Here is a 14,161-nt window from a genome sequence, read left to right as displayed (position 1 = left end):
AAATGTATCGATTGGTTTTATCAGATCTGGATGGAACACTGCTGAATCATGAAAAGCAGCTTTCAGAAAGGACCATACAGACAGTAGATAAATTAATCAAAAAAGGCATTCGTTTTGTACCGGCTACCGGAAGGCTGGATGTTATGGCAAAACCATATTTAAAAGCAATGAAGGGAACAGACATTGTGATTGGCTGCGACGGTGCCCTGGTACGGAATAGAAAGACGGGAGAAACTCTTTATGAAAATACCCTTCCGGCAGATGTCTGCCGGAGAGTATTTGAAATCTGCAGGACCTATGGACTTTCATATTACATTTTTACGAAAGACTGTCTGGTAGGAGATGACAGAAAAAATGACAGACTGCGTATCCATCAAAAGTTTAATCAGACCGTAGAAAAGGATGAAATGATACCAATCCTGTTTACAGATCAGCTGGAAACATTTGTGGAAGATCATCCGGTCTGTAAAATCGTAGCCAGTCATGAGAAAACCAAATATCTGGATCTGACAGCAGAAATTATCAAGCGGGAGATTGCAGTTGACGCAACCCGGTCCGGCAGACATGTACTGGGGATCAAGGCGGAAGGAGTATCCAAAGAAGCTGCAATGGAAAAACTCGCAGACAGTCTCCGAATCAGACTGGATGAGATCGTTGCATTTGGCGATGAAGTCAATGATATTGGAATGCTTCGGAAAGCCGGACTTGGGATTGCCATGGAAAATGCAGATGATATCGTGAAACAGAGTGCGGATGATACGACGTCATCCAACGATGATGACGGGGTAGCCAGAAAACTGGAACAGATATTTGATTTATGATGAAAAAAGGAAGGAGATTTCAGATGCTGGAAGAATTAAAGCAGCAGGTATACGAAGCGAATATGGAGCTGCCGGCAAAAGGGCTGGTAACTTATACATGGGGAAATGTCAGTGGAATTGACAGAGAAAAAGGACTGTTTGTCATTAAGCCAAGCGGTGTGGATTATGAAAAGCTGACGCCAGAGATGCTGGTGGTGCTGGATCTGGATGGAAATAAAGTGGAAGGAGATTTAAACCCATCTTCCGATACTCCGACTCATATTGAGCTGTACAAGGCATTTCCGGAAATCGGCGGCGTTGTACATACGCATTCACCATGGGCCACATCCTGGGCACAGGCAGGACGCCCGATTCCATGTTACGGAACGACCCACGCGGATTATTTCTTTGGAGATATCCCATGCGCCAGATCTCTGACAGCAGAAGAAATCGCCGGAGAATATGAAAAGAATACAGGGCTGGTGATTGCGGAGACATTTAAAGGAACCAATGCGATTTATGTTCCGGGAGTCCTCTGCGCTAATCATGGTCCATTTGCATGGGGCAAAGATGCAGCCGAAGCGGTCCATAACGCAGTTGTTATGGAGGAAGTGGCCAAGATGGCATACCGTACAGAACATCTGAAAGAAGGAATTACAGAAGCTCCGCAGGAACTTCAGGATAAACATTTCTTCCGAAAACATGGAGAAAACGCTTATTACGGAAATGATATATAGAATGAAATTCGTTAAATTGATATCAGAAAGGAGACAGAGATGAGCAAGATTGATGAAATAACAAGAGAGAGCTGGATTATGGGAACTTTCCCGGAATGGGGAACATGGTTAAATGAGGAAATCGAAAATGAAGAAGTAAAACCTGGAACAGTTGCCATGTGGTGGCTTGGATGTACTGGTATGTGGTTTAAGACACCAGGTGGATGCAACATCACCGTTGACTTATGGTGTGGAAATGGAAAACGGACACATGGCGATGGAAAAATGAAAGTCGGACATCAGATGGCAAATATGTGTGGTGCAAGAGCCATGCAGCCAAATCTCCGTGCCGTACCGTTTGTCATCGATCCGTTTGCGATCAAACAGGTAGACGCCGTGCTGGCAACTCACTATCATCAGGATCATATGAGCGCAGAATACGCATCTCATGTAATCAAGAGCAACATGACAACTGTAGATGAAAATGGAAAGGAAATCCCGGTACCATTTATCGGACCAAAGAAATCCGTTGAATTATGGCAGAAATGGGGTGTGCCGGAAGACCGCTGCATTACCGTAAAACCTGGAGACACGATCAAAATCAAAGATATCGAAATCGTAGCGCTGGATTCTTTTGACCGTACCTGTCTTGTAACAACAGACAGAACCGATGAAAACAGAGAAGAATTAACCGGAATCTGCCCGACTGATATGGATGACAAGGCTGTTAACTATCTGATTAAAACACCGGGCGGAAATATTTACCACAGCGGAGATTCTCATTATTCCATCTATTTTGCAAAACATGGAAAAGACTATGATGTAGATGTGGCATTCGGATCTTATGGAGAAAATCCGATTGGTATGCAGGATAAGATGACATCTGTGGATATCCTGAGAATGGCAGAAGCTCTTCAGGCAAAAGTTGTTATCCCGATCCACTATGATGTATGGACAAACTTTATGGCAGATGTCAATGAGATCAAAGTTCTCTATGATATGAAGAAAGACCGTCTGGGATACAAATTCCACCCATTCTTCTGGGAAGTTGGCGGAAAATATGTATATCCGACAGATAAAGATAAGAAAGCATATCACCACAGAAGAGGATTTGAGGACTGCTTTGAAGCGCCTCAGAACATCCCATTCCGTTCCTGCTTATAAGCGAGGTGTCAGATATGAAGGCAACAAAAAAAGTAATCGGAAATCTGGAAAAATGTTATGCGGTTGCTCCGCTGACCTATCAGGGAAAGAAGCATATGCTGGTGGCAGCAGAGAAAGTAAACCAGTGCCGTCTGTATGATCTGGACGGAAATCTGGAAGATGTAATCTGGGAAGAACCGGGAGGAACCATGTCCATAGTTCAGGTTCCGGGATCTGACGGACAGTTTATGGCAACCCACAAGTTTTATTCACCAAATGATTCCAAAGAAGCAAAGCTGGTGCTTGTTTCTCCGTATGAGGATGGATGGGAGATCAAAACGGCAGCACATCTTCCGTTTGTACATCGATTTGATATTATTACCAGAAACGGAATCAACTATGTGATTGCCTGCACCCTGAAATCAGGTCATGAGTATAAAGAAGACTGGAGATTCCCGGGAAAGATCCAGGTCTGCGTTCTTCCGGAAGATTTATCCCAGGTAGATGAAGAACATCCTCTTCAGTTCCAGGTAATCAAAGAGAACATGCTGAAAAATCATGGATACTGCAAAACCGAGATGGATGGCGTAGTGAGAGCGTTCGTTGCTTCTAATGAAGGCGTTTTCTGTGTGACGCCTCCGGAAGATAAAGACGGAAACTGGGAAATTGAACAGCTGATTGATGAACCATCCAGTGACGCTGCGTTTGCGGATTTCGACAACGATGGGGAAAAGGAGATGCTTACGATTTCTCCATTCCACGGTGAAAAGATCAGCATTTTCAAAAAGCAGAACGGGGTTTATCAGAAGGTCTATACTTATGAAAAAGATGCTGAATTTGCCCATGCAATCTGGGGCGGTGAAATCTGCGGGCGCCAGGGAGTTTTGATCGGACACAGAAAAGGAGAAAGAGATCTTCTGCTGTTTACCTGCGATGATCCGGAGAAACTGACTTTCCAGGCAGAAATCCTGGACCATGATGTAGGGCCGGCTAACGTGATGCACTACGAGAAAGATGGAAAAGACTATGTGCTTTCCGCTAATCGTGAAATCAATGAAATTGCGTTATACCAGTTAGAACAGTAAAAAAGTATGATATAATAAAAGAACGAAATGAGGTGGAGAAATGAAAGATTATGATACCTTAAATGACAATGAAAAAAGAAATATGCTTGCCAGCGTTGCAAACCTCTATTATAATGCGGAGATGACGCAGAATCAGATCGCGGAACGTTTCTTTACCTCCCGTTCTAAGATTTCCCGGATGCTGAAAGAAGCCAGACGTCTTGGGATTGTGGAAATTAAGATTAAGGAACCGTGGGAACGCGATACCGATATAGAACAGCAGTTTATGGAAGAATTTCTTCTAAGAGATGTCAGAGTGATCCCGACAAAGGAAACGACGGGCACTCTGGTGCTTCAGAAACTGGGAGAAGTCGCTGCCTATTATCTTGACAATCTGCTGGATGAGCACACGATCCTTGGAATGTCCTGGGGCAATACCATGTATCATACGGTAAAAGCGGTAAAAACCAGCAAGAATATTCCAATCACGGTGGTACCGATCATGGGGGCAGCCAATGTGCGCAAACCGGAGAGAGATTCTCTGGATCTGTCCAAAGAGCTGGCTGCTGCTTACGGCGGAAGCTATTATTATATCTATGCGCCGCTGTTTGTAAATTCAGTGGAAGTCAGAAAAAGCCTGGAGGAAGAACCGAATATCAAACAGTGCCTGGATCTGGCCAGACATGCGGACATTATCCTTACCAGTGTAGGCTCCATCGAGTACAAGAGCTGGAAGGATTATCTGAGTACGACAGACATGAAAAATCTGGAAAAGAAGGGCGCAGTCGGACATATTGGCGGACACTTTTATGATCAGGACGGAAATGAAGTCAAGACGCCGTTTGTCGGTAAAATGATTGGTCTCGGCATTCAGGATATTAAGAAAACAAAGAATGTGGTCTGTGTCGCAGGTCTTGAGATGAAAGCAGAAGCGATTTTAGGAGCAATCCGGGGAGGCTATATTAAGACGCTGATCACAGATGAGAGTGCGGCGAAAAAGATTCTTTTGCTGAACAGGGAATCTTGAAAAAAACCATGAGAAGCGGGGAATTTCTCCCTCTCTCATGGTTTTTGCCATTCTCAGTTTCAGGCTAGTTTTGCTACATTTTCTGCCTGTTTTCCCTTTGGTCCGTCCGCAATGTCAAAACTGACATGCTGTCCTTCTTCCAGTGTCTTGAATCCTTCCTCCTGAATGGCGGAAAAATGTACAAACACATCGTCTCCTTCTTCCTGTGTGATAAATCCATAGCCCTTTTCCGGACTAAACCATTTTACTGTCCCGATTTTCATTCAGGCACCTCCATAAAAAAATCTGATCGTTCATAAATATTGTTTCAGGCATTCAATGCTTTTCTGATGCTGGTCTGCAAGCTCTAAGGCAAGAGCGAGACTTTCACGGGCAGCATTGGAAAACTGATGCCGGTCCTGAAGGGCTTTGACCATTCCCATAGTGTATCCCTCGATACAAAGTTCCGCCAGATGACTGGCCGAGTTATCGGTCATAGCTTTTATTTTGGTCATCCATTCGGAATACAGTTTCAGAAATTCATTGACGCTGTCAATTTCATAACCGTTGTCATCCATGGTTTTTCGGATCCTGGAAAGAAAATCCCGGTAAAGAGATTCCTGAGATGCAAGATCTGATTTCAGCCCATGGTCAGAAGCATTTTTCTGGATTTCCGGAATTGTCTCCAGAACCATCTGAATGTTTTGCTGCATGCGGTTTAGTAACTGTTCATTATCCATACAATACACAACTCCTTTTTTCTTAAAATGTCCTTTTTTGCTTCGTTCTATACAGAAAAAAGGAAATATGTTAAAATAAACCCACCAGACTAGAAATCAAATTTGGAGGAAATCATGAGCAGAGAAACTTTTGAAGCACACATGGAAAAAAGGATGAAAGACCTGAAGCAAAGCGGTGAACACAGTATTTTCCATGAGCTGCAGGGCCGTATTATCGATTATGACTATGATAAAAAGAGTCTTTCCATGGTATTTGAAGCCACGGAATTTCATAAAAATGGCTTTGGGATCATGTTTGGAGGTTCTCTGGTCGGTATGTTTGATATTGCTTTCGGAACTCTGACAGCAGGGCTGGGGGATTATGATATTGCTCCCACAGCGCAGCTTTCCGTGAATTTTCTGAAAGGAATTCCTGTAGGAGCTCAGGTCGTCATCCGCGCGGAAGCGGTTTCCGTTGGAAAAACACTGATGAATTTTATGGGAAAAGCATATGTGGAAGATGAACTGGCGGGAAGCGCCACGGGCACATTTATGACCCCAAGACCATTTAAAAAATATGTAGAGGATTAGGATGATGAAAGATAATGTAATTTATTTCCCTGATGTGTGGCAGGAAAGCATGGAAGAACTCTATGAGAAAATGACACTGGAAGAATTAAAAAAAATCGCCCAGATCCATGAGATCGCGGGATTGTATAAATTCAGAAAATCAAAGCAGATTGCAGTGATCATAGACTGTATTTTGAGTCATCAGTATATGTGGGATTTTTTTCTGTGTGCTTCCGATGAAGAGACCGATCTGTTTGAACAGATGATGGAAGATGACCAGGACATGGAAGAAGATGATTCGGAACTGAAACAGCTGATGCGGTATTTTTGCCGGGGCGGATATATCCTGCAGAATGATCAGGGAAAATTAATGATTCCGGAAGAAGTAAAATCAGCTTATCGAAGACTGAATACGCCGGAGTTTCAGCAGGCACACAAAGAGTATAATACAGCGTATAATTACTGCTGCGGACTGACCGCGCTTTATGGTCTGGCGTCCTTAAGAGAGATCACCAGGCTGTATAATGCCTATGAGAAGAAAGATATGGCTCCGGAAGAGATGCTGTTTGATATCTTTCTGCCGTCCCTGAAGCGGAGCAGGGCAATCACATATACGGACGATATGCTGGTAGAAGGGATTTTGCTGCATGAAGAGGGGCTGGCGGACAGTATATTAAAAGTCCGAAAATCTTATGATCCATATATTCCGACAAAGGAAGAAGTATATGATCTGTCTCACGGAATTGAAGATCCGCTGATGATTTTTGGCATGTACCTGATGGAATATATGCGGTTTTCCGTTCAGACTGCCATGGGAGTCACCGAACTGGTGGCAGGTATGTTAAAGATCGGGGCGGATCCGGAAGATGTGTTTGAGCTTTTAAAAAGAGAAGATGTGGCGTTTATCAATGAAGAACAGGCAGATGAATTCGCAGGGGAACTGGTAGAACTCTGGATGAATCTGCGGCTGTACACACTGTACGGACACACACCGCTGGAAATGGAAAAAGGAGCATTTTAGCAAAAAAGCTAAGGTGCTCCTTTCTGTTATCACATGAAATAAGATCTATTTTATGCCTTTTTCATCGTTGTAAGCTTCAATCTTTTTCACTGCGTTGAGGATCATATCCGGTGTTACCTCATATGGCCATTTTCTTACGTCAATGCCGTCTAATGCTTTCTTAATTACTGCATCCATATCATCAAGAGAGGCATGGATGTGGGACAGACGTGTCGGGAATCCCATTTTTCTGGAAAATTCAAAAATTCTTTCAAATTCTTTTTCCTGATGATCTACAAGCAGCAGGATCAGGATACAGTAAGCAACGATCTCACCGTGGAGATGTCCGTGTTCTTCTGTAGATCTGCATACGGTAAATCCATTGTAGCATGCGTGAGCAAGACCGGTGTTTAAGTCAATGCCGACTAAGTTGGAAACAAAACCGGTAGAGACGATGATGCCAAGCACGATTTCTCTTAAAGCATTGCCTGCTTTGTTGTTTCTGCATTCTTCCAGAGCTTCTACGCCGTATTTTACCAGAGGTTCGGCACAAAGATGGCTGATCTGCACACCCATGGAAGTAGCATGATCCAGAACGTCTCCTCTGGCGCTGATGGTGCATTCGTAGAATTTAGCCATGGTGTCGCCGATTCCGGCCCACAGATATTTTTCCGGAGCTTCCGCAATGACCTGGGTATTGATGAAAATCCATTCTGCCGGTTTTTCCTGGAAAGAATACTCCCTTAAAGATCCGTCCGGATGATAGATAATGCCCAGGGATGTGCAGGAAGCACAGGTAGAAGCAATGGTTGGGAATGTAAAGAACGGACGGGAACTTTCCTGAGCAAGCACTTTGCAGGTGTCGATTGCTTTTCCGCCGCCGCAGGCAAAAATCATATCTGCCTCGCGGACTTCCGGATGGGAGTTCAGCATGTCCATATTTTCACGGCTTGCCTCTCCTCCGTATTCAAAAACTCCTGTAATTTCTATCTCGCTGCCTTTTACTGCGTCCTTAATTCGGTCTGCGGCAGCTTTCAGTGCACGGGTTCCGCCGATAATAACAGCTTTGGTTCCATATTTGCGGCACACCTGGGGAACATCCGCGTAAGCGTCTGTGCCAATGGAATAGTTTGGATAAAAATACCTTGAGTGTTCCATAACTTCCTCCTTATAACTGATAATTAATATCAGAACTATTATAAGACACGAAGAATCTTTTGACAAATTTTTTGTAAGTAGTAAAATAGCTTTGTATAAGAATAATTATGAAAGAAGGAACGATGACATGGCAAAAATAGATATTATTTCAGGATTTTTAGGCGCAGGAAAGACGACGCTGATCCAGAAATTATTAAAAGAAGCATTGAGCGGGGAGCAGGTTGTTCTGATTGAAAATGAATTTGGAGAGATCGGAATTGACGGTGGATTTTTAAAAGACGCCGGAATCGAAGTGACGGAAATGAATTCCGGATGTATCTGCTGCTCTCTGGTGGGAGACTTCGGGGAGGCTCTTCGAAAGGTTTCCAAAGAGTATGCGCCTGACAGAATTATCATCGAACCGTCCGGCGTAGGAAAATTATCCGATGTCATCCGTGCCGTACAGAACGCGGCAGAAGACGCTGACCTCCAGTTAAACAGCTTCACAACGGTGGCAGATGCAAAGAAATGCAAAATGTATATGAAGAACTTCGGAGAGTTCTACAACAATCAGGTGGAACATGCCGGAACGATTATCTTAAGCAGAACCGACAGCATTTCCGAGGAGAAATTAGATCAGTGCACGGCACTGTTAAGAGAACATAACGAAAAAGCAGCCATCATTACAACCCCGTGGGATGATCTGACCGGAGAGCAGATGCTGAAAGTCATGGAGGAAGGAAATACTCTGGTAAAAGAACTGCTGGAAGAGGAGGATGTGTGCCCGGTATGCGGACATCATCACGATCACGACCATGAACATCATCATGATCATGAGCATCACCACCACGATCATGAACATCATCATGATCATGAACACGATCACCACCACGATCATGAGCATCACCATGACCATGAACACGACCACCATCATCATGATCACGGACATCATCACCATCACCACGCAGATGAAGTATTTACCAGCTGGGGAAAAGAAACACCGGCCAAATACGGCAAAGATAATCTGGAAAGCATCTTAAAAACACTGTCAGACAGTGAAGAATACGGCATCATTCTCCGTGCGAAAGGAATCCTTCCGATGACAGAAGGCGGCTGGGTTCAGTTTGACCTTGTTCCGGAAGAATATGAAATCCGTGAAGGAAGCGCTGACTATACAGGAAGAATCTGCGTGATCGGATCCAAATTAGATGAAGATAAATTAGAAGAGTTATTTAAAAAGCAGGCATAGGAGGACAGACGCATGTATGAATTACCGGCATATTTGTTCTGGGGATTCCTGGAAAGCGGAAAAACGACTCTGATCAAAGATACCCTGAGCCAGGATTATTTTAATGACGGGGAAAAAACCATGATCCTGAGCTTTGAGGAAGGGGAAGAGGAATATGATAAAGAAATGCTGGAAAAGACCAATTCCTTTGTGATCCAGCTGGACAGCATCGAAGACCTGACCAAAGACTTTATCATTTCCTGCCAGAAGAACTATTATCCGGACAGAGTCATGATTGAATACAACGGAATGTATCAGATTGAAGGACTGATGGATGTGATAGATGAATCCGATCTGGAAGTTTATCAGACCATCGTAACAGTGGACGCTTCCACCGCGGATATGTATCTGAAAAACATGAAATCCATCTTTGTGGAAATGTTTAAGATGGCGGATCTGGTAATTTTCAACCGCTGTGACGATAATACCAATGTGGGAAGCTACCGCAGAAGCATCAAAGCGGTAAATCCGAGAGCCCAGGTCGGTTTTGAAAGAGCCGATGGCAGAGAAATGGAGATGGAAGAGATTCTTCCATATAATATACAGGATGAAGTCATTAAAGTAGCAGACGAAGATTACGGAATCTGGTATATTGACGCCATGGAGCGGCCGCAGGTTTATGAAGGAAAGACGGTGGAATTCAAGGGTGAGGTCCAGAGAAGTCCGAAGATGCCGTCCGGCGTTATCATACCGGGACGAAGGGCGATGACCTGCTGTGAAGACGATATTACCTTTATCGGATATCTCTGCAGACTGCATAAAACCAAGTCAAAGACCCTGAAGCGGATCATCAACAAAGAATGGGTGACGGTAACGGCACAGATCCATTCAAAGTATAACGAAGCTTATGACAAAACCATGCCGGTTTTAACGGCAACCAGGATTGAAAAGGCAGAACCGCCGAAACAGACGTTAGTTTATTTCTAAATAATATATGATGGAAACCTCTGCGTTAAATAAAAATAGATGACGCAGAGGTTTTTGCGCAATACGCCTGGAAGGTGACTGCCATGCTTACACGAACAGGTGATTTTCAATACGTGAATTATTGTAATTATGTTGAAGCAATTATGGAAAAAAGTTATAATAAAGTACAGAGGAAATAATGCCGGTCAGGAGACCGGCTGTTTTTATAAAATGGAGTTCGAGAATAGAAAATATCTGGAAATTGATAAAGGAACAGACGGCTGAAATAAAAGGAGAAGTTTAGTTATGATTACAACAGGAAATGAAACAGAGAAAGCGATTGTAAAGATTACATACAGAAGTCAAGACTTCCCTGAAGAGGCATTCCGGGTGATAACAGAGAATGAAGAAGAGACGAAACTGTATCTGAGGGAAGCGTTGGAAAAAGCAGTACGGGAAAAAGCAAAGCTGGATAGTGATTATCAGCTACATTTTTACGCACTGTTTCTGCTGGGGCAGTTTCAGGACAAAGAAGCATTTCAAAAGATTACGGAACTTGTGTCTCTCCCTCCGGAGACTGTCGACTATCTGATCGGAGATACTGTTACATCAGGATTGTCTGATATTCTGTATAACACATATGATGGAGACATGAATCGGTTAAAACAGATGATTGCCGATAAAACAGTCGATGAGTATGTCCGGGCAGATGTGCTGGAAGTGATGGGCCAGTTATATCTGGATGGTGAGATTCCAGAGTCAGACTGGAAAAGTTTTCTTTCACAGAAAATTCATGAGGCACAAGGATATGACCATATCTATAACAGCATAGCAGATTTGATTTGCAGATGTCATTTTGTCGATATGCTTCCGGAAATCCGCTATATGTTTGACCATGATTTAATGGATGAAGGGTATCTGGGAGCTTATGATTCCTGTGTAGATCTTATGTTTGAATACAGAGAGAAAGGAGAAAGGTTTTGTGCGAAATCAATGGATGCCGCTGAATATCTCAGGTCATGGGCGATGTTTACTGACAGTGATATGAGGGATCCGGATATGAGTGATGCAGACTTTGAAAAAATGTTAATGAAAATGGAGAGGACCTTGAATCCTCCAATACGAAAAAAGAAAATCGGAAGAAATGAGCCCTGTCCATGTGGAAGCGGGAAGAAGTATAAATTATGCTGTATGAATAAGCCGAAAGAGCCTATTGATGAAATTGAAACGCCTGAAGAACGAAGCAGATGGCTGGAGCGGTATCCGGTTACAGTCGGTGAGAGGAAACCGGGAAGAGTATATCTGGATGATTATTATGACAGGGAAAGTATTGAGACAGATAAAATCCTGTATCTTGGCCTGATGCATCGCCCGGGGTTGATCTGGAACCGGGATGAGCGAAAAGAAAACCGACGCACGAAAGAATATCTGTATCTGGCATACCAGAAGGCAGTTGAAATGGCAGCCAGGGAAAACATAACATCGCTCGAAGATTTTGACAAAAAACACAGTATTCATTATCGGAATGAGGAATGGCTTGACAGACTTTTGAAATTACTGAAAGACGCAGAAGATCAGGCCGCATATAAAGAGGTTAAAAGCTGGACAAAAACAATGAAGAAGTAAGGCGGTGGAAAGAGATGTATCTTCAATGTACAAAAAAGATGCTTGATAAAATGGACAGGAAAAAAATTGAAATGCTTCCGGCGGCTGACTGTGATGACGGGGCGGATGGATTCTATTCATGGCATGTGAATTATATTACGATCAACCGAAAGAAAGCAATCGTATGTATGAATAATCTGACGAAATACCCGATTGTTTTGTATCGCCCAAAAGCAAAGGATATTGCACAGCTGGAAAAGCGGGTGAAAGAAGGAATCCGGGCAGCATTCCGGGAAGAAGGAGTGCCGGAGAGTGTTATAGAGGAATATTTTCAGAATTGCGGCAATGCGGTATACTCAAAAACGGCGGGGAGAAGTCTTGTGGCAAACCTGAATAAGACGTGCGAGACAGTGAGATACTATTATATTGACCTTGTGGATGAAGGATCCGTGATACAGAAACGAATCAGTCTGACACTCGGACGTTATCTTGTAAAATTTGGGGGAGAATATGATTATCCTTCGGAAAGACTATTCCGAGGGCTTTGCCTGATGAAAGGAATGCCGGAAGAGAACTGGGAACAGATGCTTCAGATTGAAAATTATCAGTTAAAAATTAAACTTATGCTTGACGGACATGATATCTGGCGCCGCATTCTCATTCCGTCCCGATGCACATTCAGACATCTGCATCGGGTAATACAGGAAATCTTCGGCTGGTTTGATTATCACCTTCATGAGTTTACTGTACCTGATGAGACGTATGTACCGAAGAAACATACTCTATTATATACACAGCCGATAAAAATAAGAATTGTCGACGGGGAAAATCCGGAAGCAGAGGATTATCTGGAGCCGGATAAATATGAAGTGAGATATGAAAACCGGACAAGTCTGCGGGAAATTTTCGGGGATGCCGAACGATGTCTTTATACATATGATTTTGGAGATGAATGGGAGCATGAGATCCTGTTGGAAAAAATAATAAAGGACAGCCAGAACCGCTTCCCGTTTCTGCTGGAAAGTGAAGGTGAAAGACCGCCGGAAGATGTAGGAAGACCGGCTGGATTCGAAAGATATCTGAGCATTATTTCTGACTCCGAATCTCCGGAATATGAATTCATGGCTGAATGGTCAGAAAAAACAAGAGCAAAAAAGAGGACGATGGAAGAAATCAACCGAAGTCTGAGGTATTATTACTGATATACAAGATGGAAATTGTGGAAAAGAGGTGAAAGTAAAGTATGCGGTATCTTTCGGTCAGTGAAACGGCAGAAAAATGGAATCTGTCAGAGCGAAGTGTCAGAAATTATTGTGCACAGGAACGGATTCCGGGAGCCTTTCTTTCCGGAAAGACATGGAAGATTCCTGAAGATGCGAAAAAACCAGAACGAAGCAATAAGAAAAAAGAAACAGCGAATATGCTTCTGGACAGATTAACAGAAGAGAAGGCAGACCAGTATTCGGGCGGTATTTATCATAAGACACAGATTGAACTGACGTATAATTCCAATCATATGGAAGGAAGCCGGCTGACGCACGAACAGACCCGGTATATTTTTGAAACGAATACCGTTGGAATAGAAAATGAAGCAGTGAATGTTGATGATGTACTGGAGACAGTGAATCATTTCCGATGCGTGGATCTCGTAATTGATCAGGCAAAATCTGTATTATCAGAAAAGCTGATAAAAGAACTCCATCTGATTTTAAAGACAGGAACCAGCGATTCCAGAAAAGACTGGTTTGTGGTGGGAGATTATAAAAAGATGCCGAATGAAGTGGGCGGCATGGAAACCGCACTGCCAGAAGAAGTTCCTCAAAAGATAAAGTTGCTGCTGACATTATATAATAAAAAGGAAAAGAAGACATTGGAAGATATTCTGGATTTCCATGTGAAGTTTGAGCGGATTCATCCGTTTCAGGACGGAAACGCACGCGTGGGAAGGCTGATCATGCTGAAAGAATGTCTGAAATATAATATTGTTCCATTTATTATTGAAGATGATTTAAAAATGTTCTACTATCGTGGTTTGAGAGAATGGAATCACGAGAAGGGATATCTGAGGGATACCTGCCTGACAGCACAGGATCGTTACAAGGCATATCTGGATTATTTCAGGATTCCGTACCTCTAGGATCCAGCGGGAATTAAAGATTAGAATATGGGGCTATTTTGTCCCATATAATGACTTATCCTGTAGAAAA

The 14,161-nt window shown here is 43.2% G+C and carries 15 protein-coding genes; 12 read left to right on the top strand and 3 right to left on the bottom strand.

The window, feature by feature from the left end; genetic code table 11:
• Positions 1–2 precede the first annotated feature (2 nt).
• Genes JMF81_RS10170 through JMF81_RS10150 form a run of 5 tightly spaced genes read left to right on the top strand, consistent with a single transcriptional unit; the run spans position 3 to position 4,750 of the window.
• Complete coding sequence (locus JMF81_RS10170) at positions 3–821, top strand: Cof-type HAD-IIB family hydrolase (RefSeq protein WP_201311346.1); 819 nt, start codon at positions 3–5, stop codon at positions 819–821.
• Positions 822–844: 23 nt separating this feature from the next.
• Positions 845–1,537: an L-ribulose-5-phosphate 4-epimerase gene (locus tag JMF81_RS10165; RefSeq protein WP_274954919.1), complete on the top strand. Its 693-nt coding sequence runs from the start codon at positions 845–847 to the stop codon at positions 1,535–1,537.
• A 39-nt stretch (positions 1,538–1,576) separates the two neighbouring features.
• Complete coding sequence (ulaG, locus tag JMF81_RS10160) at positions 1,577–2,680, top strand: L-ascorbate 6-phosphate lactonase (protein ID WP_201311345.1); 1,104 nt, start codon at positions 1,577–1,579, stop codon at positions 2,678–2,680.
• A gap of 14 nt (positions 2,681–2,694) precedes the next feature.
• Positions 2,695–3,744, top strand: coding sequence for a hypothetical protein (locus JMF81_RS10155; protein WP_201311344.1), 1,050 nt, complete (start codon positions 2,695–2,697; stop codon positions 3,742–3,744).
• Positions 3,745–3,784: 40 nt separating this feature from the next.
• Positions 3,785–4,750 carry a sugar-binding transcriptional regulator gene (locus JMF81_RS10150; protein WP_201311343.1) on the top strand — a complete coding sequence of 322 codons (966 nt, stop codon included), beginning with the start codon at positions 3,785–3,787 and terminating at the stop codon, positions 4,748–4,750.
• A 59-nt stretch (positions 4,751–4,809) separates the two neighbouring features.
• Here the strand turns inward: JMF81_RS10150 and JMF81_RS10145 are convergent, their stop codons facing one another.
• Entirely contained in the window at positions 4,810–5,013 is a 204-nt protein-coding gene (locus JMF81_RS10145) for a cold-shock protein (RefSeq protein ID WP_201311342.1), read from the bottom strand.
• A gap of 30 nt (positions 5,014–5,043) precedes the next feature.
• Positions 5,044–5,469, bottom strand: a complete 426-nt coding sequence (locus tag JMF81_RS10140; RefSeq protein ID WP_201311341.1) for an RNA helicase — start codon at positions 5,467–5,469, stop codon at positions 5,044–5,046.
• Between the two features lie 114 nt (positions 5,470–5,583).
• Between JMF81_RS10140 and JMF81_RS10135 the strand changes: the two genes are divergently transcribed.
• Together JMF81_RS10135 and JMF81_RS10130 are read left to right on the top strand one after the other, a co-directional pair.
• Positions 5,584–6,039, top strand: coding sequence for a PaaI family thioesterase (locus JMF81_RS10135; protein ID WP_201311340.1), 456 nt, complete (start codon positions 5,584–5,586; stop codon positions 6,037–6,039).
• A 1-nt stretch (position 6,040) separates the two neighbouring features.
• Positions 6,041–7,039, top strand: coding sequence for a hypothetical protein (locus JMF81_RS10130; RefSeq protein WP_201311339.1), 999 nt, complete (start codon positions 6,041–6,043; stop codon positions 7,037–7,039).
• A 45-nt stretch (positions 7,040–7,084) separates the two neighbouring features.
• Here the strand turns inward: JMF81_RS10130 and JMF81_RS10125 are convergent, their stop codons facing one another.
• Entirely contained in the window at positions 7,085–8,176 is a 1,092-nt protein-coding gene (locus tag JMF81_RS10125) for an iron-containing alcohol dehydrogenase family protein (protein WP_201311338.1), read from the bottom strand.
• A gap of 127 nt (positions 8,177–8,303) precedes the next feature.
• Between JMF81_RS10125 and JMF81_RS10120 the strand changes: the two genes are divergently transcribed.
• The 5 genes from JMF81_RS10120 (at position 8,304) to JMF81_RS10100 (ending at position 14,091) form a co-directional block, all read left to right on the top strand.
• Positions 8,304–9,404 carry a CobW family GTP-binding protein gene (locus tag JMF81_RS10120; RefSeq protein WP_201311337.1) on the top strand — a complete coding sequence of 367 codons (1,101 nt, stop codon included), beginning with the start codon at positions 8,304–8,306 and terminating at the stop codon, positions 9,402–9,404.
• A gap of 12 nt (positions 9,405–9,416) precedes the next feature.
• Positions 9,417–10,370 (top strand): TIGR03943 family putative permease subunit, encoded by a 954-nt coding sequence (locus tag JMF81_RS10115; protein WP_201311336.1) that lies wholly within the window; start codon positions 9,417–9,419, stop codon positions 10,368–10,370.
• A 285-nt stretch (positions 10,371–10,655) separates the two neighbouring features.
• The gene (locus tag JMF81_RS10110) at positions 10,656–11,975 is read left to right on the top strand and encodes a DUF1186 domain-containing protein (protein ID WP_201311335.1); all 1,320 of its coding nucleotides are present in this window, start codon (positions 10,656–10,658) and stop codon (positions 11,973–11,975) included.
• A gap of 14 nt (positions 11,976–11,989) precedes the next feature.
• Positions 11,990–13,156, top strand: coding sequence for a plasmid pRiA4b ORF-3 family protein (locus JMF81_RS10105; protein ID WP_201311334.1), 1,167 nt, complete (start codon positions 11,990–11,992; stop codon positions 13,154–13,156).
• Between the two features lie 41 nt (positions 13,157–13,197).
• The gene (locus JMF81_RS10100) at positions 13,198–14,091 is read left to right on the top strand and encodes a Fic family protein (RefSeq protein ID WP_201311333.1); all 894 of its coding nucleotides are present in this window, start codon (positions 13,198–13,200) and stop codon (positions 14,089–14,091) included.
• The last annotated feature ends 70 nt before the right edge of the window (positions 14,092–14,161 follow it).

It is taken from the genome of Anaerostipes butyraticus (assembly GCF_016586355.1).
GTDB classification, from domain to species: domain Bacteria; phylum Bacillota; class Clostridia; order Lachnospirales; family Lachnospiraceae; genus Anaerostipes; species Anaerostipes butyraticus.
The sequence above is the reverse complement of the archived record's forward strand: the minus strand, read 5'-3'. Positions and strand labels throughout refer to the sequence as shown.